The sequence below is a fragment of the Brevundimonas sp. A19_0 genome (assembly GCF_017744255.1).
Classification (GTDB): domain Bacteria; phylum Pseudomonadota; class Alphaproteobacteria; order Caulobacterales; family Caulobacteraceae; genus Brevundimonas.
This window is the reverse complement of the sequence record NZ_JAGHQP010000001.1, coordinates 399,082-424,901: the sequence shown is the minus strand read 5'-3', so window position 1 is coordinate 424,901 and position 25,820 is coordinate 399,082. Positions and strand designations below refer to the sequence as shown.

Sequence of the window (25,820 nt, the reverse complement as noted above, 5' to 3'; positions counted from 1 at the left end):
CCGTCTCCGACCTGCCGCCGCACTGTGGCTAAACGGCACTATATGAACAGGAAAACGCCCGCGCCCTCGTTAGGCTCCTGCGGTGTCTTCCCAAAGGCTTCCCGACTTGATCGCACGCCGCAGGGCATCGCGTTCCGCCTTCAGCTGTGTGAAGGCCGAACTGTCGAACGCCCGGTGGGCCTCCGACTTCGCCAAGGCCAGCGCCCGCTCCAACGCCGCAATGCGGGTCAGGGCTTCGAACGCCTGCGACCACAGGGTGCGGGCCTCGCCGAGGGGCAGATCTTCTGCCAGGAAGGGCGCACCGGACTTCGCCGCCGCCTTCTCGACCTCGTGCAACAGGGCCTCGTAACCCGATTGCGCCAGATGGCGATGAAGGGCACCAGAGTCAAGGGAAGAAGGGCCACTCAGCCGGTGCCCGACCATCGTCTGGGTCAGGCCCTCGAGCGCCGGATCGCCAAAGCCGGTCTCGGCCACCGTCTCCAGATGGGCGTCCAGTCGCTCGGGATCGGCCAGCGCCGCAAGCGCCAGGGCGGCCGCCATCGGCTCGATCGAGCGGTTGAAGGCATGCAGGGCCTCGGCGCCCTCGGGCGTCTGCCCCAGCGGGGCGGGGGGCGCACCCCGGCGCCACTCCCGTCCGGGACGGTCCGGGCGCCCTGCGGTGCGGGGGGCGCGACCGGGCATGACGGCATCGAACCGCTCGTACAGGTCGCGCCGGTACTGTTCGGCCAGATCCCGGTCGGTGATCGCCTCGGTCGCCTGCCGCAGCCGGGCCTTAAGCCCCGCCCGCCGCTCGGGCGTGTCCAGCGGTTCGGCCTCGGCCTCCTTCTGGAACAGTACCTCGACGAAGGGCCGGGTCCGGGCCAGCGCCTCGCGCAGGGCCGGCGCCCCCGCCTCGCGCAGCATGTCGTCGGGGTCCCGGCCGTCGGTCAGCAGGCAGAAGCGGAAGCTCCGCCCCGGCTTCAGCAGCGGCAGGGCCCGTTCCACCGCCCGGCCGGCGGCTCGTTGCCCGGCCGCATCGCCGTCAAAGCACAGAATGGGCTCGGGCGTGACGCGCCACAGCCGCGCCATCTGCTCCTCGGTCAGGGCCGTGCCCATGGGCGCGACCGCCGGAATGCCCGCCCTCTGGCAGGCGATCACATCCATATAGCCTTCGACGACCACCAGCCCTGCCTGTTTCGAGACGCCCAGCAGTTTCCTCGCCTCGGGCATGCCGTAGAGCGTCGCCCCCTTGTGGAAGAGCGGGCTCTCCGGACCGTTCAGATATTTGGCGCGGTCGTCCGGATTCATGGCCCGGCCGCCGAAGCTGACCACCCGGCCCCGGTCGTCCAGGATGGGGAAGATCAGCCGGTCGCGGAACCGGTCATAGGGCGATCCGCCACCCTCGGGCGAGATCAGCAGGCCGGCCTCAACCAGATCGCCCGGCGTCGCCCCCTTCTGGATCAGGGCGGTCTTCAGCCCCTCGCGGTCGTTGGGGGCATAGCCCAGACCGAACCGCTCCCACTGGTCCTCGGGCAGACCGCGCTTTTTCAGATATTCGCGCGTGCCGGTCCCGACCGAGCGGCGCAGATTGGCGGCGAACCACTTCATGGCCAGCTCGGTCCAGTCGAACAGGGTGCTGCGCCGCTGTTCCTGGGCAGCGGCCTGCGGGTCGGGCGCGGGCAGCGCCAGCCCCGCCTCATTGGCCAGCCGCTCGACCGCCTCGACAAAGCTCAGCCGCTCGGTCTCCTGCAGGAAGCTGATGATGTCGCCGTGCTTGCCCGAGCTGAAGTCGTGGAAGAAGCCCTTCTCGTCATTGACGAAAAACGACGGGGACTTCTCCTTGGTGAAAGGCGACAGGCCGACGAATTCCCGCCCCTGACGCTTCAGCTTCACCGTCCGGCCGATCACGTCCGACGGTCGCAGCCGCGACTTCAGCTCCTCGATGTATCGTTCGTCGAACCTCACCGCGTCCCTATAGACCGGATTTCGCGCGCGCGTCAGGGACTCACGGCGGTCCCGCCTGCCGCCCTAGCGCCAGATCGACCCGTCCGTCGCGCCGGCGCGCCCGACCTCATAGATTTTCCGCATCGACTCGACGCTGAAGTCCAGCGGATCGCCCGCAGCGTCATCCGGCAGGGTGGCATAGCGAAAGGCGATGCCGTTGCGCTCGGCGAAGGCCCGGTTGCCCGCCAGGGTGTTGACCAGACTGGTCAGCATCAGGGTGTCGAGGCTGCGCTCCAGAACCCGGCCGAAGCTGTCCTCTGTGACCTTGAAGGCCGGGCCCGTCCGCCCGTTGACGATCACATGGATGCGCCCTCCGTTCAGGGCCCCGGTCTCGTCATGGAAGGACCAGAAGGTCTCCGGGAGGGCGAGAAAGGGCGTGGCCACCCCGCCGTCGACATGCATCTCCTCGAACTGCTGGCCGCCGCCCTCGGACGGGATCAGCACGGGCGGGAAGGCGCCCGGCACGCTGGCCGAGGCGATCAGGACATTGCGGAACAGGGCCAAGGCCTCGGGTCCACCCCGCTGCGCGATGGCGCCAAGGTCCCAGACGACGCCCCGCTGCGCATCCAGGTCGGTCGTCGCCACCAGCAAAAGACGCCCCTTGGCAGCCTCCGCGGCGACAGCCTCGACCACGGCCTCATCGATATAGCGCTCGACCAGCTCGCGCAGGGGATCGCCCTTGTAGAGGCCCGAGCCAAAGAACGCCCCCAGCCCCTGTGGCTGCAGCAGATTGCTGGCCGCGCCCCCCGTATAGGCCTCGGCCAGTTCATCGTCCCAGTCCGGGCCGAGGAAGACGAACGGAGCGGCCAGTGCGCCGGTCGAGACACCGGTCACCACCTCCATGTCCGGGCGCTCTCCCGAAGCGGTCCATCCCGCCAACACGCCGGCCCCGAAGGCGCCGTTCGACCCGCCCCCCGACAGGGCGACCAGGTCCAGATGGCCGTCGGGACCGATGGGAATGCCTTCTCTCAGCCGGGCCTCGAACACGCCCACCTGATCGGGATCGTCCAGATAGAAGCGATAGGGGTCGCGCTCGGGCGCCGTGAGCCCCATCGGCATCGCGCCCATGCGCGCCTCGGGTCCGAAGCTGGAGCGCTCACCGCTGACGCAGGCGCCGGTGGCCAGCACGAGACAGGCGATGAGGGCGAGGCGAACCATGGGGTCTCCCTTCGCGGATCAGACGACCGAGGACACAGCCCCCGTCCGGACTAGGCCATCAGCTTACGGAACCGCTCGAAAAGATACAGGCTGTCGGTCGGCCCGGGGCTGGCCTCGGGGTGGTGCTGCACGCTGAACACCGGCTTGTCCTTGAGCGCGATGCCGCAATTGGTGCCGTCGAACAGGCTGACGTGGGTCTCGGTCACGGCATCGGGCAGGCTGTCGCGATCCACGGTGAAGCCGTGGTTCATCGAGACGATCTCCACCTTGCCGGTAGTCAGGTCCTTGACCGGGTGATTGGCGCCGTGGTGCCCCTGATCCATCTTGATGGTCTTCGCGCCCATGGCGAGCGCCAGCATCTGGTGGCCCAGGCAGATGCCCATCACCGGCGTCCCCGAGGCGACCAGCTTCCGGATTTCGGGCACGGCATATTCGCCGGTCGCGGCCGGGTCGCCCGGGCCGTTCGACAGGACCACGCCGTCCGGCTTGCGGGCCAGGATGTCCTCGGCCGCCGTGGTGGCCGGCACCACGGTGATCTTCGCGCCCGTCGAGGCCAGCGCCCGCAGGATGTTCTTCTTCACGCCATAGTCGATGACCACGACCGACTTGTCGGCCGCGTCGACCCGGGGATAGCCCTCGGGCCAGTCCCACAGCCCCTGATCCCAGTCGAAGGCCTGAAGCGTCGAGGCGTCCTTCGCCAGGTCCAGTCCGACCAGACCCTGCCAGCCCTGCGCCTGCGCGACCAGGGCATCCAGATCGAACTGGCCGTCGGCGCTGTGAGCGATCACCGCGTGCGGCGCGCCGCTCTCGCGGATGCGGGCCGTCAGGGAGCGGGTGTCGACGCCGGCCAGTCCGACGACATTGCGGCTCTTCATCCAGGCGTCGAACGACTGTCCCGAGCGCCAGTTGGCCGGTGCGGTCGGCACGTCGCGGAAGATGGCCCCGCGCGCCGAGGTGGCCGCGCTCTCGCCCATCTGCTCCACATCCTCGGCGTTCACGCCGACATTGCCGACGTGCGGGAAGGTGAAGGCCAGGATCTGGCTCATATAGGAGGGGTCGGTCAGGATTTCCTGATAGCCGGTCATGGCGGTGTTGAAGACCACCTCGCCAAGGGCCGCGCCCTCTGCGCCGCAGCCGAGGCCCTGCAGAATGGTACCGTCAGCGAGCGCCAGCACGCCGGTTACGCCGGGAAGGGTTCGGGTCATGGCGGCATCCTATCGCGGAGTTCGCCCCCGCGCACCCGTCGCGTATCGACAGGGGCCGGAAGCGGCAGGGTGTTAGGAGGCCCGGACCGCGCGGTCAACCGGCACCGTTACAGGCTCAGCTTTTCCATGGGGGCAAAGACGGCGTGGGTGGCCCCGGCCTCATGGGCGGCGGGGGCCCATTCCGGCCGCAGATTGACCAGCAGCACCTGGGGCACGACCTGCCTCGCGACAGCGATCAGATCCCGCGCGCCGCTCTTGCCGTCCGCCGACACATGATCGACCCCGGCGAAGTCGAGGGTGACACAGGCGGCGTGAATGCCCTCCAGCTGTCGGACCAGTCCGGGGTCCGGCGCCGCATGCAGGATCATGCCGATCGGCCCGGTCCGGAACTGCTCGAACACCTCGGCCACGGCATCGAGACGCGAGCTCTCGGCCCCGCCCATGATCTCCAGCGACAGGCCGGTCGGTTGGGCCTCGTCGTGCGTCCCGGCGTACAGCAGGGCAAACCGGCCGTGGCTGGTGGCCAGCGTCCGCCAGAAGACCGGCAACACCCCGGTCAGCCCCGGCGTGCGCCTGAGCAGGGTCACCCCCATGCGCAAGGTCTGCAGGTCGATCCGCCTCAGGTCCGATCCTTCCAGAGTCCCGCGCCCGAACAGGCTGAGGCCCGCCTGTCCCCCCGTGTGCCGGATGATCCGGCGCACGCGCCGGGAAACGGCCTGACCCGTATCGAGTTCGACGATGTCCTGGGCGATCAGGCTGATGGACAGGCCGCGTCGCCCGCGGCTGGTCAGGCTGAAACTGGCCTCTTCCGGCTGATAGCGACGGGGGGGCTGCGACGGGTTGGCCGTCCCGATGAGGTTGGGGTCTGTCAGTCCGGCCCTGTCCTGAGGACCGTAGGGGAAGAGGGCCATGGGTCACCCTCCAGGTGACAACCGGGTTTCCGGCTCATGCAACCTGAACCTGCAAGTTGAAGGAAGGCTCAAGAAGTCCGGTGAATCTGCGGTTCACCCTGTCGGAGGTCAGGGGATGATCGGCTGGCCGTCCCAGGCGAACACCTTGCCGGTGTCGGCGGGCGAGAGCCCGGCCGTCACCGTCAGCAACTGGGCTGCCGCCCGCGCGGGCGTGAACAGCTTGTCCGGCGCGACCCCGGCCTGAAAGGGCGCACTCAGATCGGTCGCTACCGTGCCCGGGTGCAGACCCACGACAATGCCTTCGCGATGGGTGCGGGCATGTTCGATGGCCAGGTTGCGGATCAGCATGTTCAACGCCGCCTTGGACGCCCGATAGGCGTGCCAGCCGCCCAGCCGATTGTCGCCGATCGACCCCACCCGTGCGGACAGGGCGCCGAACACCGACCGGCCGGTGCGCGGCATCAGCGGCAGGAAATGTTTGGCGACCAGCGCCGGTCCCACGGCATTCAGCCGGTAGTCCCGCAGCAGATGCTCGGCCGAGAGCGCCCGATAGGTCCGCTCGGGCGCATGGTCGCCATGCAGCACGCCCGTCGCCACGAGCACGAGGGCAGGGGGCGGCCCTTCCGCCACTCTGTGCGCCGCCGCCGCGATCGAGGCCTCGTCCTCGAGGTCCAGCCCGGTTCCGGACCGGGAAAGGGCGTGCACCACGGCATGCCCGCCTGCCGTCTCCAGCGCCTCGACCAGCGCGGCCCCGATCCCGCCCGAGGCGCCGATCACGACTGCAGATGTCTCGCTCATCACCTCTCCCCAGAAACGGACGCCGGTGCTAGGCAGCGCCCATGCCCATCACCACCCTCGGCCTCGATGCCGACGACACCCTCTGGCACAATGAGACGATCTTTCGCCTCACCCAGGCCCGGTTTCTCGACCTTCTGACCGATCACGACAATGCGGTGATCTCGCACAGGCTGGCCGAGGTCGAGCGCCGCAACCTGCGCCTCTACGGCTATGGGGTGAAGGGGTTCACCCTGTCGATGATCGAGACGGCCATGGAGCTGTGCGACGGCAACCCCCCGTCCTCGGCCATCCGCGAGATCCTGGCCGCCGGACGGGAAATGCTGTCCCACCCCGTCGAGACCCTGCCCGGCGTGACCGAGACCCTGGCGCACCTGACCGACACCTACCGGCTGGTGCTGGTGACCAAGGGCGACCTGATGGATCAGGAACGCAAGCTGGCCGCCTCGGGCCTGGGCGAGCTGTTCTCGGGCGTCGAGATCGTCTCGGAGAAGGACCGCTCCACCTATGAGAGGGTGTTTGCCCGCCACGGCACCGGTCCGGAAGAGGGCGTCATGGTCGGCAATTCCATGCGCTCCGACGTGCTACCGGCGCTCGAGGCCGGCGCCTGGGGGGTGCACATTCCCTATGAGGTCACCTGGGCCCATGAACTGGCCGACGCCCCCGAGGGCCACCCCCGCTATGTCACCCTCGCCCGCTTCGACGAGCTGCCGGAATGGCTGGCGCGGATTGATCGCGATCCGGGCTGATTCAGGCCTTGCTAGCGGCGGCCCGCGTCTTTAGACCGGCCGCTTAACCGACAACCAGATGCGACCGCGCCGGGCCCTGCCCGCGGCGCGTCTTCGCGCGCCAGAGGACAGGCCCTTCGTGACCGCTGCCGATATCCCGCATGACGAGCGTGATGCCATGATCCGGGCGGCCCTGGCGGAGCACGGCGACAGCGGCGTCACCCCGCGTCACACCCTGTTCTACTTCTATGGCGAAGGCGACCACGACGACCTGAACGAGGTGGCCCGCCGGGCCGGCTTCGTTACGCGCGGCGCCGACGACTCGACCATTCTGGAAACGACCATGGCGGTGGACGAGACCTCGTTCGCGCCCGTTTCCGCCATGATGCAATCCTGGGCCGCGGCCTTCCAGCTTGACTACGACGGCTGGGAGTGTGCGGTCGTGACGAACTGACAAGAAGAGGCCCGCGATGCCCAGACGCACAGACATCCAGTCGATCCTGATCATTGGCGCCGGCCCGATCGTCATCGGTCAGGCCTGCGAGTTCGACTATTCGGGCGTGCAGGCCTGCAAGGCGCTGAAGGCCGAGGGCTACCGGGTCATTCTGGTGAACTCGAACCCCGCCACCATCATGACCGACCCGGAGGTGGCCGACGCCACCTATATCGAGCCGATCACGCCCGAGTTCGTCGAGAAAATCCTCGAGAAGGAGCGGCCCGACGCCCTCCTGCCGACCATGGGCGGCCAGACGGCCCTGAACACGGCCCTCGCCCTCGAGCAGTCGGGCGCGCTGGCCCGTCTGGGCGTCGAAATGATCGGGGCCCGCGCCGAGGTGATCGACAAGGCCGAGGATCGCCAGAAATTCCGCGACGCCATGGACAAGCTGGGTCTGGAAAGCCCCCGCTCGCGTGCCATCCATCACATCGACGAGGCCGAGGACGCCCTGGCCTTCGTCGGCCTGCCCGCCATCGTGCGCCCGTCCTTCACCCTGGCCGGAACCGGCGGCGGCATCGCCTACAACGTCGAGGAATTCCGCGAGATCGTCGAGCGCGGCCTCGACCTGTCGCCGACCACCGAGGTCCTGATCGAGGAAAGCGTCCTCGGCTGGAAGGAGTATGAGATGGAAGTCGTCCGCGACAAGGCGGACAACTGCATCATCATCTGCTCGATCGAGAACGTCGATCCGATGGGCGTCCACACGGGCGACTCGATCACCGTCGCCCCCGCACTGACGCTGACCGACAAGGAATACCAGCGGATGCGCACGGGCTCGATCAATGTGCTCCGTGAAATCGGGGTCGAGACCGGCGGGTCGAACGTCCAGTGGGCCATCAACCCCGACGACGGCCGCATGGTCGTGATCGAGATGAACCCCCGCGTGTCACGCTCCTCGGCGCTGGCGTCCAAGGCGACCGGCTTTCCGATCGCCAAGGTCGCTGCCCGTCTGGCCGTAGGCTACACCCTCGACGAACTGACCAATGACATCACCGGGGTGACCCCCGCCTCGTTCGAGCCCTCGATCGATTATGTGGTCACGAAGATCCCCCGTTTCGCCTTCGAGAAATACCCCGGCTCCGAGCCCCTGCTGTCGACCTCGATGAAGTCGGTGGGCGAGGTCATGGCCATCGGCCGGACCTTCCAGGAGTCGATGCAGAAGGCCCTGCGCGGTCTGGAAACCGGCCTGTCGGGCTTTGACGAGATCGAGATCGACGGCACCACCGACACCGATGACGACAGCGCCATCCGGGCCGCTGTGGTCCGCGCGCTGGGCACGCCCACGCCGGACCGCATCCGCGTCATCGCCCAGGCTTTCCGCCACGGCCTGACGGTTGAGGAAGTCCAGGCCGCCTGTTCGTACGAGCCGTGGTTCCTGCGCCAGATCGCCGACATCGTGCGCGAGGAAGGCCATCTGCGGGTCCGTGGCATGCCGACCGAGGCGCGCGCCTTCCGCCAGCTGAAAGCCAAGGGCTTTTCCGACGCTCGCATCGCCGCCCTGACCGGCATCACCGAGGCCGCCGTCCGCAAGGCCCGTCGCGGGCTGGACGTCCGCCCGGTGTTCAAGCGCATCGACACCTGCGCCGCCGAGTTCGCCTCGGCCACCGCCTATATGTATTCGACCTATGAGACCGGCGCCCTCGGCCAGGTGCCGGAGTGCGAGTCGCGTCCCTCGGACCGCAGGAAGGCCATCATCCTCGGCGGCGGTCCCAACCGGATCGGCCAGGGGATCGAGTTCGACTACTGCTGCTGTCACGCGGCCTTTGCCTTTGCCGAGATCGACGTCGAGTCGATCATGGTCAACTGCAACCCCGAGACGGTCTCGACCGACTATGACACCTCCGACCGCCTGTATTTCGAGCCGCTGACGGCCGAGGACGTGCTGGAGCTGATCGATGTCGAGCGCCGGGAGGGCGAACTGGCCGGCGTGGTCGTCCAGTTCGGCGGCCAGACCCCGCTCAAGCTGGCCCATGCCCTGCAGGAAGACGGTGTGCCCATCCTCGGCACCTCGGTCGACTCGATCGACCTCGCCGAAGACCGCGAGCGCTTCCAGCAGATGCTGAACGATATCGGCCTGATGCAGCCGCCCAACGCCCTGGCCCGCTCGGCCGAGGAGGCCGCCGCCAAGGCCGAACAGGTCGGCTATCCGGTCGTGCTCCGCCCCTCCTATGTGCTGGGCGGCCGCGGAATGATGATCGTACACGACCGCGAGCAGCTGGACCGCTATGTTCACGAGGCGATGAAGGTCTCGGGCGACGATCCGGTCCTGATCGACCACTATCTGAACCGTGCGACCGAGGTCGATGTGGACGCCCTGTGCGATGACGAGACCGTCTTCGTGGCCGGCGTGCTGGAGCATATCGAGGAAGCCGGAGTTCACTCGGGCGACAGCGCCTGCTCCATGCCCCCCTATTCCCTGTCGAAGGAAGTGGTGGCCGAGCTGATGCGCCAGACCGAGGCCATGGCCCGCGCGCTCAAGGTGCGCGGTCTGATGAACGTCCAGTTCGCCATCGAGGAGCCGCACTCGGACAATCCGCGCATCTTCGTGCTGGAGGTCAATCCGCGTGCCAGCCGCACGGCCCCGTTCGTCGCCAAGACCATCGGCCAGCCGATCGCGGCCATCGCGGCCAAGGTGATGGCCGGAGAGCCGCTGGCCTCCTTCCGGCTGGAGCACCGCCCCTATGACCACATCGCGGTCAAGGAAGCGGTCTTCCCCTTTGCCCGCTTCGCCGGGGTCGACACGGTCCTCGGGCCCGAGATGCGTTCGACGGGCGAGGTCATGGGCCTCGACTGGAAGCGCGAGGGCGAACCCGACATGGCCGAGGCCTTCGCCCGCGCCTTCGCCAAGAGCCAGATCGGCGGCGGCACCACCCTGCCGGTCAAGGGCTGCGCCTTCGTCTCGGTCAAGGATTCCGACAAGCCCTTCATCGTCGAGCCGGTGACCCTGCTGCTGAAACAGGGCTTTGACGTCATCGCCACCGGCGGCACCCATGCCTGGCTGGTCCAGCAGGGCCTTCCCGTCGGCCATGTGAAGAAGGTGCTGGAAGGGCGTCCCAACGTGGTCGACGCCATGAAGAACGGCGAGGTCCAGCTGGTCTTCAACACCACCGAGGGCAAGCAGTCCCTGCAGGACAGCTTCAGCCTGCGGCGCACGGCCCTGATGATGAAGATCCCCTATTACACCACGACCGCCGGCGCCCTTGCGGCCGTCCAGGCGATCGCGGCCATCCGCAACGATGATCTGGACGTCCGCCCGCTGCAGGCTTACGCCTGACGCAGGAGATAGAAAGGGGAGGGGCAAACATGCGCCATTCATCGCTCTTGGGAATGGTTGCCGCAGTCGTGATCGGATGTGCGGCAACTCCGGCGCTGGCGCAGGAGCAGGAGGCGCCCCGGATCAGTGCCGAGCAATGGGCGAAGCTGACTCCGACGCTCGACCTGTTCTTTTCGCGCCTCCAGGCGGGTGACGTCGAGGAGGCCTATGACGGGCTGATTGGCGATACACCCATGCCGAACCGGGCGGCCGTGATGCCGACGATGATCGCCCAATCGCAAAGCATGTTGTCGCTATATGAAGGCGTTCTTGGCTGGGAGGTTGTTGATCAAGAATGCCTGATCGAGACGGTCTGCCGGGTCCGGTACGTCGTTCACTCCGCGCAGCTTCCGGTCTTCTTCACATTCGATGTCTATCGGGCGCCCTCCGGCTGGAAGGTGACCAGCATCACGTTCACTGATTTGGCATCGCGGGTCTACTGATGTCCGCGGTCACCGCGACTACCTGAGCGACAGCCGGTCCCGGCGGGTGCTGTGGCTGCTCAAGGACCTGGGCCTGACAGAAGTTTAACGGGACAACGGCCTCTCCGACTGGCCCTGATGGGTCGGGGAGGTACGTCATGGTGAGACGACAGCGGATTGGAGCAGGATTCTACGCCCTGCTCTTCGGGGTCATGGTCCTGACGTTCGTGGTGCACGAGGCCGGCCATTGGGCTGCGGGCCGCGCCCTGGGCTATGAGGCCTATTTCAGCCTGAACAGCGCGGGCGTGCGCGACCCGTCGATCCCCGTGGAACACATGATCGCCGTCCGCGCCGGCGGCGTGGTCATGACGTTGCTTCAGGCCCTGCTGGGACTGACGCTGGTCCTGACACGCGGCAGTCTCGCGGCCTATGCGGTCCTGTTCTCGGCGGCCTTCATGCGTTTCATGGCCGCGGTCATGACGATGATGCAGCCGAACGACGAGGCCGCCATCACCCTGGCGATGGGGTGGGGACGGTGGTCGGGGCATGCCCTTGTGGTCGCTGTGCTGGTCGGGATGACAATTTGGGGTGCCCGGCACCTCCGGATCGGGTGGAAGGCCAATCTTCTGGCCTGGGCAGTCGCCAGCGTGGCCGTTACCGCCGTGGTCGGGCTGGACATGGCCTTGCAAGGCGGGCTTTGATCCGGACATCACCCCTCCAGCGCGTCGGATGTCCCCATGATCACTGTGCACCACCTGAACGACAGCCGGTCCCAGCGGGTCCTGTGGCTGCTCGAGGAACTGGGCCTGCCCTATGAGGTGAAGCGCTATGAGCGCGACGCGAAAACCATGCTGGCGCCGCCCGAGCTGAAGGCCATCCATCCGCTCGGCAAGTCGCCGGTGATCGATGACGGCGACGTCCGCGTGGCCGAGACCGGCGCCATCGTCGACTATCTGGTCGAGACCCACGGCAAGGGGCGTCTGGCCCCGCCGTCCGGCACCGAGGCGGGTCGCCGCTATCGCTACTGGCTGCACTATGCCGAGGGCTCGGCCATGCCGCCCCTGCTGCTCAAGCTGGTATTCGGCCAGCTGCCGAAACGGGCGCCCGGTCTCGTGCGACCGCTGGTCAAATCCATCGCCGCCAAGGCCCAGTCCGGCTTCATCGATCCCCAGCTCCAGACCCATATCGACTTCTGGGAAGCGGAACTGACCGCTCATCCCTGGTTCGCGGGCGGGGCCTTCTCGGCCGCCGACATCATGATGAGCTTTCCGATCGAGGCGGGCGCTACCCGCATTCCCGGCTTTGACCGCCGGCCGAAGCTGAAGGCCTTCCTGGAAACCATTCACGCGCGCCCGGCTTATCAGCGGGCGCTGGAGCGCGGCGGGCCCTACAGCTACGCCTGATCGCGTCGGATGCCGTCAGTAGGCCGGAGCCGTCCGGCCTGCCAGACTGGAGGTCTGATGAAAGTCTGGTTCTTGCTCAGCCTGCTTGCCGGCCTGTGCGGCCTGCCCGCGACCGGTCTGGCCCAGACCGCCGGGCCGGATGGGGCCGAGACCCGTGCGGCGCTTGAGGCCGAGGCCCGTATGGTCGAGTCGGTCCGCGTCGAAGAGGGTCCTGAAGCGGCCCTCGCGCGGGCCGAGCCGGCTCTGGCCCGGGCCCGCGCGGAGCTGGGCGAGGACCACCCGGTCACCCTGCATCTGATGGCGAACTCCGCCTTTGCGCTCGGGGAGCTGGGCCGGCCGGAAGAGGCGCTCGCCCGGCTGGATCATGTCGCCTCGCGCTGGGCCGCGCTGGGCTGGGACAGGACCGCCTTCAGCCAGGCCACTGACCTCTACCGCGCCGGACTGCTGGCCGAGCTGGATCGCAACGCTGCGGCGGAGGCTCTCCTGACCACCCTTCTGGGACAGCCCGATCTGTCGTCCGAGCTGCGTCTCCGGGCGCTGACCCAGATGGCGGACGTCCTCTATCGACAGTCCCGCTTCGAAGACGGGCTCGCGGTCGCCGCCGAAGCCCTCACTGCGGCCCGGACCCTCTATGGCGACCGCCATGACCAGACCCTTGAGGCACTGGGCCTCTACGGCACGGGGCTCGACCTGACAGGTGACGACCGGGCTCTGCCCATCCTGCGTCAGGCCGTCGAGGGCAATGTGACCCTGCACGGGGCGGCCGACCGTCGCTCGACGACGACCCTCTATCGTCTCGCCAGTGCCCGCATGGCCGCCGGTCGCCCCGATCTGGCCGAGCCCCTGCTGCGGCAGCTGTTCATGGGCGAGCCTGATCTTGCCCTGCGGGCCATCTATGGGCACCGGCTGGCATTGGCCCTGATGGCGCTCGATCGCCCCGGCGAGGCCGAGGCCATTCTGTCGGCGGCCGTGGAGATGAAGCGACAGGGCGGGCAATCGCTTTCGGCGGCGTCCAGCCTGTCGATGCAGGCCTCAGCCCTTGACCGTCTGGGCCGCCACCGGGAGGCCGAGCCCCTGCACCGCGAGGCTTTGGCCCTGCTCACCGCGAGCGGGGCAGGGTGGGAGGCGGAAAGCTCGGCCTGGCTCGCCCTGGGCGACAACCAGCGGGCGCTGGGCCATCCGCTTGCGGCCATTCAGGCCTTTGCCCGGGCGCGCGACCTTGCCACCGACCGTCTGCCGGACGGCCATCCCCGGCGGCTGATGCGGGATCAGCGTCTGGCCGCGGCCTGGCTGGACAGCGGCCAGAGCGACGCGGCCCTCGCCCTCGCACGGCAGACCGCCGACGCGGCTGTCCACCGGCTGCGGGACGCGCGCGCCAATGGCGATCTCGACCCGTGGGACACCCGCCGCGCGGTGTTCGGCACCCTGGTGCGTGCTGCCTGGGACACAGGGGCCGACCTTCCTTCACAATCGCGTTGATGAGCCCGCCCTCCGGGAAACCGGCAGGCCCATGCCGCGTTAACCGGGCATGAAGATCGCAGCCCTGTACATCCTCGCCCTGGCCCTCGTGGTCGTCGCCTTCAGCCTCGCGCTGATGTTCGCGAAGCTGGCAATCGTGTCGGTGCTCTTCATGGTCCTCGCCCTCGGGACCCTGGCCTGGTTGACGCGCAGTCTGATGCGCAAGGTGCGCCGCGCCACCATTCGGCCGACCGCTTGAGTTTGGCAAAAGCCTGACCTATCCTCTTTGCCCCGGTCGCGTGCGCCCCGCGACCTTCTGCCAAGGTTGACCATCCCCTCCTCAGTCGGGCGAAACAAGAAACTCACCACCCTATGGAAAAAGTGCCGATGACGGCCCCGGGCTATCGCGCCCTGGACGATCAGCTCAAGCAATTGAAGTCCGTGGAACGTCCCGCGGTGATCGCGGCCATTTCGGAGGCCCGTGAACACGGCGACCTGTCCGAAAACGCCGAGTACCACGCCGCCAAGGAGCGGCAGGGCTGGATCGAGGGCCAGATCGCCGAGATCGAGGACCGCATGTCGCGGGCCCAGGTCATCGACGTGTCGAAGCTGTCGGGGACCCAGGTCAAGTTCGGCGCCACCGTCACCGTGGTCGACGAGGACACGGACGAGGAGGCTCGGTACCAGATCGTTGGCGAGCACGAGGCCGATGTGAAGCAGGGCCGGATCTCGATCACCTCGCCGCTCTCGCGCGCCCTGATCTCCAAGGAGGTCGGCGACGTCGTCGAGGTCAACACGCCCGGCGGCGTGAAGGCCTATGAAGTCCTCAAGGTCGAGTGGATCTGACACGCGACAGCGCGTCTCCCCTCCGGATCCGGGTCGTCTCCGACGGCCGGGCCGGCATCCAGAATCAGGCGCTGGGCCTGGCCGAGGCCGTCCAGCGCCTTCGTCCCTCTGACATCGACGTCTGCCGGATCGGCTGGCGCCCCCTGTTCGACCGCTGGCCGTCGGTCGTGAAACAGCCGTGGATGCGCGATCCGGCGTCAGATGCGGCCCTGCCGTCCGACGGCGCGCCCTGGCCCGACATCTGGATCGCCACCGGCCGGGCCTCCCTTCCACTTTCAGTCAGGGCCGCCTCGGCCGGACCCGGGCGGCCTTTCGTCGTCCAGACGCAGGACCCCCGATGGCGGACCGACGCCTTCGATCTGGTGGTCGCCCCCGAGCACGACGGCCTGAGCGGTGCCAATGTGATCTCCATCCTCGGCTCGCCCCATCGCATCACGCCTGCGCGCATCGCCGGGGCAGCTTCGGCCTTTGACGTCCTTTCCGGCCTTCCCCGGCCGCGCGTGGCAGTGCTCATCGGCGGCCGGTCCGCCAGCCATGACCTGCCTGCGGACCACGCCGCCAGGCTGGCGCATGATATCGGGAAGGCGGTTCAGGCCGCAGGCGGCTCGGTCATGGTGACCCTGTCCCGTCGCACCCCGCCAGAGGCCGAGGCCGCCCTGCGCGACGGTCTGGCCGATGTGGCGGGCTGGATCTGGGATGGCCGGGGCGACAACCCCTATTTCGCCTTCCTCGATGCCGCCGATCAAGTGCTGGTGACCGAGGACAGCGCCAATATGGCGACCGAGGCGGCCTCGACCGGCAAGCCGGTGCAGCTGCTGCCCATGGTGGCGCGCAAGGCCCAGCCCAAGTTCGACCGTCTGCGACAGGCCCTGATCGCCCGGGGCCTCGCGCGTCCCTTCGACGGCACAATGGACGTTATGGGCATAGGGGCACAGCCTCTCGCCGAGACGGAGCGCGCGGCCCGCGAGCTGCTCAACCGCTACGACCGCTGGCGCGCCGCCTAGTTCAGGGACAGGCGCGCCACATTGATGTCGCCGCGCTGGCAGGCCGGTGCCCCCTCCGTACGCGTCGACACACCGGCGGCGGCGAGTTCGGCTATGAAGGTCTGTCCGGAATCCAGCCGTGCCGGTGCGTCCTCGCCGTCCGCCTTCGGGGATTCGGGCTCCGGCGGCTGTTCCGGGCGACAGGCCCGCACGGCCGGCGTCGCCCGCCAGCGGGACAGGGCCCAGGCCGCCCGCGTCCGGGCCTGAGGGTCGCCCAGGTCGACGGTGTCGAATACCTGCACGGGCGGCGTGACCAGCACGGTCAGGCCTTCGAAACGGCGGGCGAGGGCAGTCTCCAGCGCATAGGCACTTTGCAGGTCAAGACCCGCCTCGGGCCGCAGCAGGATGACGGCCCGGGAGCCCTCGGCATTCAGCATGATGGCGTCCGTGGCAAAGGGCACTGCCTCGATCAGGCGTCCGCGCAGGGCCGCCACCGGATCGGGGGCGGAGACCGGACTGGCCTGCACGGCGCGCGAGGCCGCCTCGGGGTCGGCCACGACGATCTGGTCCAGGTTGGCCACGACCGGCACATGCAGGGCGGCGGTCAGCCGCTGTTGCAGGCGGCTTTCGGCATCGGCGACCAGCGAGCGCGTGCTCACCAGGGCCGAGACGCTGACCTCGCCCGACTGGCTGCGCACATCCAGCAATGTGATGCGGGAGTCGGATCCCGAGAAGATGGCGTCCACCGCCAGCCGGGTCTCGGCCGTCGCCCGGCTCTCGAGGCCGATGGCGCGCAGAGACAGGGCCAGCGGCGCCGACAGCACGGCGAACACCAGCACCACGGCCACACCCCGCCACTTCACCGGCCGCTCCATCAGCCGGGGGCGGAAGCCATAGAAGCCGGCCGTCAGCGTCGCCGCCAGCGCAATCGCCACAAGGTTGGTCATGAACAGGAAGAAGGCCCCGCCCGCGATCCCCATATCCCCGGTGCCCAGGCCAAAGCCGACGGTCGCGACCGGCGGCATCAGGGCCGTGGCGATCGCCACCCCGATGATCGTCTCACCCCTTTGCTTGATCACCGCATAGGCGCCCGCGATGCCGGAGAAGACGGCGATCAGCAGGTCGAAGAAGTTGGGCCGGGTCCGCGCCAGGATCTCGGTCGTCGGCTCCTTCAGCGGTGACAGCAGCGTCAGCACCACGGCCACGATCAGCGCCAGTCCAAAGCCGAGGGCCAGCGCCCGGAGCGCCCGGTTCAGCTCGCTGAAGTCCAGCAGCGCCAGCGAAAAGCCCAGCGCCACGATCGGCCCCATCATGGGCGACATCAACATGGCGCCGATCACCACGGCCGGCGATGACAGCATCAGGCCGAGGATGGCGATGGCCGCCGAGATCCCGGTCATGATCAGATAGCGGCCGCTCAGCCCGCCGTTCTCATAGACGTTCTCGGCGACGGCCTCGTGGTCGACATTGCGGCGGGCAATGGCCAGGAACCGGCGGACGAAGGTGCGCGTCTCGCGCGCGCTCTGACCCAGATCGCTCATGGGGCCTTGTTTATCCGTCCGGCTCCGGCGTCAATCGCCTTTGGTGTCCTTGTCCGGTGTATCGTCCTTGTCGGTTTTCTTTCGGCCCGCCGCCGCGCCGCTGGCGCCGATGCCGGCCCCGATGGCCACGCCCAGCGCGATCCCCAGGCCGAGATTGTCCAGGGCAACGCCGATGGCGACCCCGATGGCGATCCCGACTCCGATGCCCATGGGCAGGAAGGCCGCGTTCTTGTTCTCACTCATCCCCAACTCCTTCGGCGTTCCCGGACAGACTAGCCATCGCACGATCGGGAATCAGCCCCTAAATAGGCGCCATGAGCAGCTCCTCTTCCGCCCCCCGCACCGTTCGCGTCGCCATTATCGGGTCCGGCCCCGCCGGCTGGACCGCCGCCATCTATGCCGCCCGCGCCTCGCTTGAGCCTGTGGTGATCGCCGGCATCCAGCCCGGCGGTCAGCTGACCATCACCACCGATGTCGAGAACTATCCGGGGTTTGCCGAGGTCATCCAGGGGCCCTGGCTGATGGAGCAGATGCAGGCCCAGGCCGAGCACGTCGGCACCGAGGTCATCCACGACATCGTCACCAGGGCCGACCTGTCGCAACGCCCGTTCCGGCTGACGCTCGATTCCGGCACCGAACTGCTGGCCGAGACGGTGATCATCTCGACCGGGGCCCAGGCCAAGTGGCTGGGCCTCGAGAGCGAGGCGAAATACCAGGGGTTCGGCGTGTCCGCCTGTGCCACCTGCGACGGCTTCTTCTACCGGGGCAAGGAAGTCGTGGTGGTCGGGGGCGGCAACACCGCCGTCGAGGAAGCGCTGTTCCTGACGAACTTTGCGTCCAAGGTCACCGTCGTCCATCGCCGCGATGAGTTCCGCGCCGAGAAGATCCTGCAGGAACGCCTGTTCGCCCATCCGAAGATCGAGGTGGTCTGGAACCACGTGGTCGACGAAATCCTCGGCCAGACGGACGGCATGGCCTCGAATGTCACCGGGGTGCGCCTTCGCGAGACCGAGGGCACCGGGACGCGCGAAATTCCAGCCGACGGCGTGTTCATCGCCATCGGTCACGCCCCGTCGTCCGAGGTGTTCGCCGGCCAGCTTGAGACCAAGTCCGGCGGCTATCTGGTGGTCAAGCCGGGCACGACCTCGACCTCGATCGAGGGGGTCTATGCGGCGGGGGATGTCACCGACGACGTCTATCGTCAGGCCGTAACGGCCGCCGGAATGGGCTGTATGGCCGCGCTTGAGGCTGCCCGCTACCTGGCCGAGGTTGACCATGCCCGGGCGGGCAATCCCATCTCGCACGCGGAAGCAGAAAAGATCGGCGCCTGGTAGGCCTGACCTAGGCGCCGGCCTGGTTGAACAGCTGAAGCTGGGGCGGCGCCATATTTGTCGGGGCCCCAGCCCTCACGCCGAGCGCATAGGACACGGCATTCTGCACGATATGCTCGTCGGTAGGCTTTGACAGCACACCGATAGTGCCGGCGACGCCGTCGCGCACCATGCCCGGGTTGGCCGTCATGAACAGCACCGCAACCTTGTGATCGGTCGCCAGCTCGCGGCCGATCGACACGCCCGTGGGGCCGTCCGACAGGTGAATGTCCACGAGCGCCAGATCGACGTCCGTTTCCTTGGCGAGGTTCAGGGCCATTTGCGAGTCTGCGGCCGTACCCACGACTTCGTGGCCCAGGTCCTCCAGCACGAAGCGAAGTTCCATGGCCACGAGGGCTTCGTCTTCAACGATGAGGATACGGGCGGGCATGGCAGGCAGGAGTGTCAAAAACTGTGAACGGGAGAGTCTTCAAAACGAACGTGCAAGGGATATGCCGGTTGCGTGGTTACGCCTTTGTAACCACGCGTGCGGCGTTACGGCGCGACAGGGCGGTCGCGGGCAGCTCCACCAATACTTCCAGCCCGTCGGGGTTCCAGTTCCGCGTCAATTTGCCCGCCAGCTGCCCCTCGACTGACAGGGTCGCGAGCGATGACCCAAACCCGGACTTCTGCGGCACACCGTTTATGGCGGGTCCCTGACGCTCCCGCCAGGCCAGCCGATACTGGCCCTCCTGGCTGTGGTCCGTCTCGACCTCCACATAGCCCCCCTCGACCGATAGCGCGCCGTATTTGGCGGCATTGGTGGCCAGTTCGTGGAACAGCAGGGCGACCGAGGTGGCAGCCTGGTCGTCAAAGGCGGCGTCATCGCCGGTGATCCGCACCCGGGGCTGGCCCTGTTCGTCGGTGTAAGGCGTGAACAGCGCGGCGAGGAAACCGTGCAGCGTCATGTCGCCCATGGTGGGGCGCGAGACGTCGCTGTGGGGCCGCACGAACTCGTGGGCCCGCGCCAGCGCATTGATGCGGGTACGCAGCGACTGGGCGAAGGGCCGCGCCTCGGGATGCTGGCGCGCCGACAGGGCCACCAGCGCCGACACCACGGCAAAGATGTTCTTGATCCGGTGGCTCAGCTCCTGGCTCAGCAGCTCCTTGGCCTGATCCATGCGCTTGAGATCGTCGATATCGGTGCAGGTCCCGAACCAGCGCACGATCCGGCCCTCGGTGTCCCGCACCGGCATGGCCCGGCCCAGCGTCCAGCAATAGACCCCGTCGTGGCGACGCAGGCGGTATTCAATCTCATAGGGGTCGCCGGTCGCCAGCGAATGACGCCACCGCTCCCACGCCCGCTCCTGGTCTTCGGGGTGGAACATGTCGTTCCAGCCTTCGCCGTCGGTCGAGCCCGCCGGCACGCCCGTGAACTCGTACCAGCGCGCATTGTAATAGTCGTGGTGGCCGTCCGGCAGGGTCGACCACACCATCTGCGGCATGGAGTCGGCGATGGCGCGAAACTCGGCTTCCGACCTCTGCTGGTGCTTGAGCGCGCGGCGCAGGTTCAGCTGGGTCATGACCTGATCCGCCAGCACCTCGAGCGCCTTCAACTGGACCTCGGTTGGGCCTTCCGGCCGGGCCTTGGTGTCCAGAACGCACAGGGTGCCGAGTGGCAGGCCCTCCGCCGACTTCAGCAGCTGACCGGCATAGAAGCGCAGGCCGGGTGTATCGGTCACCAGAGGATTGCAGGTGAAGCGGGGGTCCTGGGTGGCGTCCGGCACGACCATACGGTCAGCCTCGAGGATGGCATGGGCGCAGAAGCTGGTCTCCAGCGGCGTCTCGCGCACGCCCAGGCCCTTCTCGGCCTTGAACCACTGCCGCCCCTCGTCAATCAGATTGACCACGGCGATCGGGGCGTCGAACAGGGTGGCGATCAGATCGACGATATCGTCGAAGGCGCGCTCCGGCTCCGTGTCCAGAATGTCGTAGTCGCGCAGGGCGGCCAGACGTTCGGCTTCGGTCCAGCCCGAGGGGGCAGAGGTGGTGTCGGACATCCCGGTTCCGGAAAAGGCAGAAGTGCCACAAGACCCTATCAATGCAGGGGCGGCCCGCGGGTTTCAATAAGGAACTATCGGCCTGCCGCCTGGCGTGAAGGGCGGCCCACTTCCTCGACTTCCAACCCGACCACGCCGGGCACGGGCGTCGGGGCGACACGCGTGGGCGCAGGGTCCTGTTCCTCGAAATCCGCCAGATTGCGATTGATCTCGGCGATCTCTTCGGGCGTCGGCTGACGCCGGCCGCCCAGACTGGCCGCGCCGACCACACGGGTCTGGCCGTTGATCTCGACCGTACGCGGCGGCGCGCCCACCACCGTCCCGTCGGGTGCGGTCAGGTCTTCCTCCGCCACGGCATCGGCCATCAGCACGCGCGGCTGCGAGAAGCGCGCCTCGTCGATCACCGGCTCGCGCCCCGCGTAGGACTGGGAAAAGGCCGCCGTCTCGCCGGGATAGCCCTTCCAGCGATAGAAGATGTGCGCCCCGATCTGGTCGATCTTGCCCAGACTGGGCGCCCACCAGGGGAAGACATAGTCGGCGTGATAGTGGGTGGCGGTGCCCACGCGCTCGGAGACATGGCCGTCCAGCGCCCGACGGGCGACGTCCTCGGCCCGCTTCCAGGCCCAGCCGACCGGGGCCTGGCCCAGTGCGCCGTCGCAGGTGAAGCTGAACTGGCAGCCCGTCACCCGCTCCGCCCCCTCGAACACCACACCGCAGACCGTATTGGGGAAGTTCGGGTCGCGAACCCGGTTCAGCACGACCTGGGCGACGGCTTCCTGACCGGCGCGCGGCTCCAGAGCCGCTTCGTAATAGACGGCTTGCGTCAGGCACCGCAGGGCACGGTTGCGATCGGCCGTGGCGATCCGGCCGAGGCTGAAGGGGCGCGCGGGCCGCAGCAGCCCGGCGGCGACCGGGCGGGCCGCGTTCAGACGCTGAGCCTCCAGCCCGGTCTCGCCCACGACCAGCGTCGGCGTAGCGGCAAGCCCCAGCTGCTCAGGGGTGGTTCTTGCGGCCAGGGCATCGAGATCGTCAGGGCCCGGATCGCCGCCGCTGGCGCTCAGGACGGCGCGCCCGGTGTCATCCTGCTCGGGCCGGGCCGCAGAGCTGGCCGTCATCGCGACCCCGGACAGGGCCATGAGGGCGACAAGGCTCAGCCCCGACAGACGGCCGTCCGGGAACCGGGCCTTCACCCACGCCAGCAGTGTCGCAAGCTGTTTCATCACAGGAAATATAGGGCTTTCATCGCTCTGGAGCACGACGATATCCCGCCAGTCGGGCCTTTTTCAGGCGCGGGCAGGCGGTCGGGCGACCGCCTGCCTCCGACCAGGTCAGCGACCGCCCAGGGTAGAGCGCAGCATCCAGGCGAATTTCTCGTGGGCCGCCAGACGCTGGGTCATCAGGTCGGCCGTCGCCTCGTCACCGGCCTCGTCGGCCAGCGACAGGGTATCCCGCGTCGTCGCGATCAGCGTCTCGTGGTCGCGCATCAGCTCCTTGAGCATGGCCTCGGCCTCCTGCTCGGGATCGCCGTCCTTGATGGCCGTCAGATTGCCGAAGGTGGCATAGCCCTGCGGCGCCAGGATGCCGAGCGCGCGGATCCGTTCGGCGATATCGTCGAGCGCGCCCCAGATTTCCGTGTACTGTTGCTCCAGAAGGTTGTGCAGGGTGAAAAACTCCGGGCCCCGCACATTCCAGTGATAGCCGTGGGTTTTCAGATAGACAGCGAAGCTGTCGGCCAGCACCTTGGTCAGGGCTTCGGACACCTGGCTGCGGTCCGCCTTCTTCAGGCCGGTCTGGATGGTCGCGGTGGTCATGACAACTCCTCGGGTTGCGGATGCGGATCAGGGATTGCAGATGGGCACGGACACGGCATGGAACAACCATCTACAGTCGCTCGCGGTCCGCCCTGTGCGCTCCGGAACGCGACAGCCACGCTTGCGTTCAAACCTCAGTGAAATTCGGGTGATGCGGCGGGGGCCAGACGCATGAATCGCAGCGGGGACCAGGACTCGACCGACCCCGGCCGCGCCCGCCTCAGTGCCGACGCCATGCTGGCCCGTCTGGCCCGCACGCCACCGCCCGGCATCGTCCAGTCCATCGTCATCGGCCTGCTGGCCGCCGCGGCGGGCCTCGCCGTACGCTTGGCCCTGTCGACCTTCTACGAGGGCGTCACGGGCTTCATGATCCTTCTGCCGGCGGTGGTGCTGGCCGCGCTGGCGGGAGGCCGGATTGCCGGCGGCGTGGCGGTGATCGTCTGCCTGCTGGGGGGCTGGTGGGTGGCCGGGCCCGACACGGCGGGAGTCGGTATCACCAGCAACCTCGGCCGCGTGGCCACCGCGAATTTCATCCTGGTCGGCCTGTTCGTCACCTGGGTCGCTTCCGCCCTCAGACGCGCCATGCGGCGTCTGGACGAGACGGTCGCGGACCTGCGTGCCGCCGCGGTTCGCGTCGACGAATATGAGGCGCGCTTCCGGGACATCGCCGATGTCGCGCCCGTCATGCTCTGGACCGCCGATGTCGAGGGTCGGGTCTATCTGAATGCCGAGTATCGCCGCTTCTGGGGCGACCGACCGACCGACCTCGGCGACCCGACGCCCTGGCTCGAAGCCATTCATCCGGAGGATCGCGAGCGGGTCTGGAACGCCAGCCTGGCGGCGCTGAAATCCCGCACCCCCCTGCAGATCGAAGCCCGGTATCTGCGAGCCGACGGGGATTGGCGCATCCTGGAGACCCACGCCCGTCCGCGGTTCGATGCCCAAGGGGTCTTTCTCGGCATGGTCGGCGCCAATATCGATCTGTCCGAGGTCCGGCAGGTGGAAAGTGCGCTCCGCGAAAGCGAGGGGCGCTTCCGCGACATGGCCAATGACGCGCCCGTCCTGATCTGGGTGACGGCGGCTGACCGCACCCGCGAGTTCGTCAACGAAGCCTATCGCCGTTTCATGGGCGCGGATCATGCGACCACCCTCCAGACCGACTGGCGCGCGTTCATTCACCCGGACGATCATGACCGCGTCGTCGCCGAGTCGATCGCCGGAGAGGCCACCGGCCAGCCCTTCAGCCTCGAGGCGCGATACCGTCGCGCGGACGGGGAATGGCGCTGGCTCCGGTCCTTCTCCCGGCCACGCCTCGACGCCCAGGGCAAGGTCCAGGGCTTTGTCGGGGTGGCCTTCGACGTCACCGACGCCAAACAGGCCGAGGTCGACCTCAAGCGCATCAATGAGCTGCTCGAGGAGCGGGTCGGCAAGGCCCTGATGGGCAAGGCCCAAGCCGAGGCCGACCTCATGCATGCCCAGCGGATGGAGGCGGTCGGACGGCTGACCGGGGGCGTGGCCCATGACTTCAACAACCTGCTGACGGTCGTCATCGGCGGCCTCGACATGCTGCTGAACAACAAGGTGGACGAGGCCCGGCGCCTAAAGCTGACCGAGGCGGCCCTCAGCGCGGCCCGACGTGGCGAGCGGCTGACCCACCAGCTGCTGGCCTTCTCGCGGCGCCAGGCGCTCCGGCCGGAAACCGTCGATGTGAACGCCCTGATCCGCGAGGGCGAACCCCTGATCCGGGGGGCGCTGGGCGGCGGCATGACCTACAGCTCGAAGCTTCGCCGCGGCGGCGCCCGCATCCGGGTCGATACCGCCCAGTTCGAGGCTGCCCTGCTGAATCTGCTGGTCAATGCGCGCGATGCCGTGGGCGGCACGGGCAAGGTCGAGGTCGAGACCCGCCAGATGAAGGTGCGGGCCGGCGAAGTCGCTGACCTTGAGCCCGGCGACTATGTGCGCATCAGCGTGGTGGACGACGGCCCCGGCATTCCCGACGATCTGCGCGACCGGATCTTCGAGCCCTTCTACACCACCAAGGCCGTCGGCAAGGGCACCGGCCTGGGCCTGTCCCAGGTCTATGGTTTCCTCAAGCAGAGCGGGGGCGCCATCCACGTCACGTCGGCGGACGGCACCGGAACCCGGATGGAAATGTATCTGCCGGTCGCCACGGCCGAGGACGCCGGCCAGCCGGTGGCCGCCGCGACAGGGGGCGAAGACCCGGTGGAGCGCCGCTCGGTCCTGCTGGTCGAGGATGATCCCGAGGTCCAGGCGATTGCGGTGGCGATCCTTGAGACCCTTGGCCTCAAGGTCACCACGGCCGCTGACGGCGCTTCGGCCCTCAAGCGACTCAAGAGCGGCGCGTTTGATCTGCTTCTGACGGACATCGTCATGCCGGGTGGCATGTCCGGACTGGATCTCGCGCGACGGGCGGCGGACCTCTATCCCGCCATGCGGATCGTGCTGGCCACCGGCTATGCGGGCGACGATGTCGACGAGGCCCTGCGCGACGCGCCCTGGGCGCTGATCCGCAAGCCGTTTGCCGCCGATGCCCTGAAGGCGGTGCTCAAGGTCTGACTGCGGTCAGACGATCAGCGGCGCATCTTCTTTTCGGCGCGACGGGCGCGTTGCTCGGCCTTGATCGCGGCCTTGCGTTCGCGGCGCTCATTGCGGCGCTCTTCCGCGATCTGCTCGGCGGTCTGGAACTTGGCCTGTTCGGCGGCGGCCTTCTTGGCCTCGGCCTCGCGGCGGGCGGCTTCCTGGGCGGCGCGCTTCTCTGCGTCCTTCTCTTCCTTCAGGCGCAGCTTTTCCAGCCGGGCCGCTTCCTTCTCGGCAGCAGCACGTTCCGCGCGCTTGTCGAAGTCGGGATCGGGGATCGACGGCTTGGGCTTGAACCGGGCCAGAAGGGCCTTTTTGGCTTCGGCCTGTGTGGCCAGGCGATCGGCAAAGCCGGTCTGCTTCAGATCTCTCATCAAGTCTCGGTCAGCTGGAGTGTTCGGTCAGCGAATAGGCGACGGCCCGGCTTCTGCAGCCAGACCCGGTCAGCGGCTGAGGCACGCTGACCGGGGGCCTTTACGGCTCGAAGGCCGGGGGATCAAGTCATACAGCCATGCAGCGGCGCTGTATTGCCCGGCTGTGTCTTCCTTGCCGGGCGCAGGCTCAGTCGTCCTTGCCGGCCTGGCCCATGGCGGTCCCGGCGGCGCCACCGACGGCTGCTCCCACCGGACCCGCCACCACGGCGCCGGCCACGGCACCGGTCGCGGCCTTCTGTTCGATCGTGCTGCCGCACGCGGTCACGCCCAGGCCAAAGGTGGTGATCAGGGCGGCGGCCATCAGGGTCTTGCGGGTCATGGGTCAAACCTTTCTTGGGGACGGACACCCGTCCGGGGAGGGATCA

Annotated in this window: 25 protein-coding genes; 12 read left to right on the top strand and 13 right to left on the bottom strand. The window is 68.2% G+C overall.

From position 1 onward, the window contains the following. Positions 1–69: 69 nt before the first annotated feature. From dnaG to J7346_RS02005, 5 genes are all read right to left on the bottom strand, one after another. Complete coding sequence (gene dnaG / locus J7346_RS02025; protein ID WP_209117215.1) at positions 70–1,944, bottom strand: DNA primase; 1,875 nt, start codon at positions 1,942–1,944, stop codon at positions 70–72. A gap of 63 nt (positions 1,945–2,007) precedes the next feature. Next, positions 2,008–3,141, bottom strand: a complete 1,134-nt coding sequence (locus tag J7346_RS02020) for a patatin-like phospholipase family protein (protein ID WP_209117213.1) — start codon at positions 3,139–3,141, stop codon at positions 2,008–2,010. A gap of 50 nt (positions 3,142–3,191) precedes the next feature. Next, positions 3,192–4,346 (bottom strand): glutamine-hydrolyzing carbamoyl-phosphate synthase small subunit, encoded by a 1,155-nt coding sequence (carA, locus tag J7346_RS02015; protein WP_209117211.1) that lies wholly within the window; start codon positions 4,344–4,346, stop codon positions 3,192–3,194. Positions 4,347–4,453: 107 nt separating this feature from the next. Further along, positions 4,454–5,257, bottom strand: coding sequence for a hypothetical protein (locus J7346_RS02010; protein WP_209117209.1), 804 nt, complete (start codon positions 5,255–5,257; stop codon positions 4,454–4,456). 108 nt (positions 5,258–5,365) lie between these two features. Further along, positions 5,366–6,055: an SDR family NAD(P)-dependent oxidoreductase gene (locus J7346_RS02005; protein WP_209117207.1), complete on the bottom strand. Its 690-nt coding sequence runs from the start codon at positions 6,053–6,055 to the stop codon at positions 5,366–5,368. Between the two features lie 41 nt (positions 6,056–6,096). On the opposite strand from J7346_RS02005, the gene J7346_RS02000 reads away from it, so the two are divergent. The 10 genes from J7346_RS02000 (at position 6,097) to J7346_RS01955 (ending at position 15,722) form a co-directional block, all read left to right on the top strand. Then, positions 6,097–6,801, top strand: a complete 705-nt coding sequence (locus tag J7346_RS02000) for an HAD family hydrolase (protein WP_209117205.1) — start codon at positions 6,097–6,099, stop codon at positions 6,799–6,801. A gap of 118 nt (positions 6,802–6,919) precedes the next feature. Then, positions 6,920–7,234: a ribonuclease E inhibitor RraB gene (locus tag J7346_RS01995; protein ID WP_226635333.1), complete on the top strand. Its 315-nt coding sequence runs from the start codon at positions 6,920–6,922 to the stop codon at positions 7,232–7,234. A gap of 16 nt (positions 7,235–7,250) precedes the next feature. Then, complete coding sequence (carB, locus tag J7346_RS01990; protein ID WP_209117204.1) at positions 7,251–10,550, top strand: carbamoyl-phosphate synthase large subunit; 3,300 nt, start codon at positions 7,251–7,253, stop codon at positions 10,548–10,550. A 29-nt stretch (positions 10,551–10,579) separates the two neighbouring features. After that, positions 10,580–11,032, top strand: a complete 453-nt coding sequence (locus tag J7346_RS01985) for a hypothetical protein (protein WP_209117202.1) — start codon at positions 10,580–10,582, stop codon at positions 11,030–11,032. A gap of 137 nt (positions 11,033–11,169) precedes the next feature. Continuing rightward, a complete protein-coding gene (locus J7346_RS01980) occupies positions 11,170–11,712 on the top strand; it encodes a hypothetical protein (protein WP_209117200.1) in 543 nt (180 codons plus the stop codon). A gap of 36 nt (positions 11,713–11,748) precedes the next feature. Continuing rightward, complete coding sequence (locus J7346_RS01975) at positions 11,749–12,414, top strand: glutathione S-transferase (RefSeq protein WP_209117198.1); 666 nt, start codon at positions 11,749–11,751, stop codon at positions 12,412–12,414. A 57-nt stretch (positions 12,415–12,471) separates the two neighbouring features. Further along, entirely contained in the window at positions 12,472–13,893 is a 1,422-nt protein-coding gene (locus J7346_RS15105; protein ID WP_209117196.1) for a tetratricopeptide repeat protein, read from the top strand. A 49-nt stretch (positions 13,894–13,942) separates the two neighbouring features. Further along, the gene (locus J7346_RS01965; protein ID WP_209117194.1) at positions 13,943–14,131 is read left to right on the top strand and encodes a hypothetical protein; all 189 of its coding nucleotides are present in this window, start codon (positions 13,943–13,945) and stop codon (positions 14,129–14,131) included. A gap of 113 nt (positions 14,132–14,244) precedes the next feature. Beyond that, positions 14,245–14,718, top strand: a complete 474-nt coding sequence (gene greA / locus J7346_RS01960; protein WP_209117192.1) for a transcription elongation factor GreA — start codon at positions 14,245–14,247, stop codon at positions 14,716–14,718. Continuing rightward, positions 14,709–15,722: a mitochondrial fission ELM1 family protein gene (locus J7346_RS01955; RefSeq protein WP_348521433.1), complete on the top strand. Its 1,014-nt coding sequence runs from the start codon at positions 14,709–14,711 to the stop codon at positions 15,720–15,722. The genes greA and J7346_RS01955 overlap by 10 nt, the downstream gene beginning before the upstream one ends. Here J7346_RS01955 and J7346_RS01950 read toward each other — a convergent pair. Next, positions 15,719–17,242 carry a TIGR00341 family protein gene (locus J7346_RS01950; RefSeq protein WP_209117190.1) on the bottom strand — a complete coding sequence of 508 codons (1,524 nt, stop codon included), beginning with the start codon at positions 17,240–17,242 and terminating at the stop codon, positions 15,719–15,721. The two genes, J7346_RS01955 and J7346_RS01950, sit on opposite strands and share 4 nt — an antisense overlap. 30 nt (positions 17,243–17,272) lie before the next feature. Further along, the gene (locus J7346_RS01945; protein WP_209117357.1) at positions 17,273–17,485 is read right to left on the bottom strand and encodes a hypothetical protein; all 213 of its coding nucleotides are present in this window, start codon (positions 17,483–17,485) and stop codon (positions 17,273–17,275) included. A gap of 71 nt (positions 17,486–17,556) precedes the next feature. Between J7346_RS01945 and trxB the strand changes: the two genes are divergently transcribed. Continuing rightward, a complete protein-coding gene (trxB, locus tag J7346_RS01940) occupies positions 17,557–18,576 on the top strand; it encodes a thioredoxin-disulfide reductase (protein WP_209117188.1) in 1,020 nt (339 codons plus the stop codon). 7 nt (positions 18,577–18,583) lie between these two features. Here trxB and J7346_RS01935 read toward each other — a convergent pair whose 3' ends face one another. The 4 genes from J7346_RS01935 to J7346_RS01920 form a co-directional block, all read right to left on the bottom strand. Further along, positions 18,584–19,003 (bottom strand): response regulator, encoded by a 420-nt coding sequence (locus tag J7346_RS01935; protein WP_209117186.1) that lies wholly within the window; start codon positions 19,001–19,003, stop codon positions 18,584–18,586. Between the two features lie 76 nt (positions 19,004–19,079). Then, complete coding sequence (locus J7346_RS01930; RefSeq protein WP_209117184.1) at positions 19,080–20,612, bottom strand: PAS domain-containing protein; 1,533 nt, start codon at positions 20,610–20,612, stop codon at positions 19,080–19,082. Between the two features lie 74 nt (positions 20,613–20,686). Next, positions 20,687–21,832 (bottom strand): cell wall hydrolase, encoded by a 1,146-nt coding sequence (locus J7346_RS01925; RefSeq protein WP_209117182.1) that lies wholly within the window; start codon positions 21,830–21,832, stop codon positions 20,687–20,689. Positions 21,833–21,940: 108 nt separating this feature from the next. Further along, positions 21,941–22,423, bottom strand: a complete 483-nt coding sequence (locus J7346_RS01920) for a Dps family protein (protein WP_209117180.1) — start codon at positions 22,421–22,423, stop codon at positions 21,941–21,943. A gap of 171 nt (positions 22,424–22,594) precedes the next feature. Here J7346_RS01920 and J7346_RS01915 point away from each other — a divergent pair, with 171 nt between their 5' ends. Continuing rightward, a complete protein-coding gene (locus J7346_RS01915; RefSeq protein WP_209117178.1) occupies positions 22,595–25,000 on the top strand; it encodes a PAS domain-containing protein in 2,406 nt (801 codons plus the stop codon). 14 nt (positions 25,001–25,014) lie between these two features. Here J7346_RS01915 and J7346_RS01910 read toward each other — a convergent pair whose 3' ends face one another. Together J7346_RS01910 and J7346_RS01905 are read right to left on the bottom strand one after the other, a co-directional pair. Continuing rightward, positions 25,015–25,395, bottom strand: a complete 381-nt coding sequence (locus J7346_RS01910) for a DUF6481 family protein (RefSeq protein ID WP_209117176.1) — start codon at positions 25,393–25,395, stop codon at positions 25,015–25,017. Positions 25,396–25,582: 187 nt separating this feature from the next. Then, complete coding sequence (locus J7346_RS01905; RefSeq protein WP_209117355.1) at positions 25,583–25,774, bottom strand: hypothetical protein; 192 nt, start codon at positions 25,772–25,774, stop codon at positions 25,583–25,585. Between the last annotated feature and the right edge of the window lie 46 nt (positions 25,775–25,820).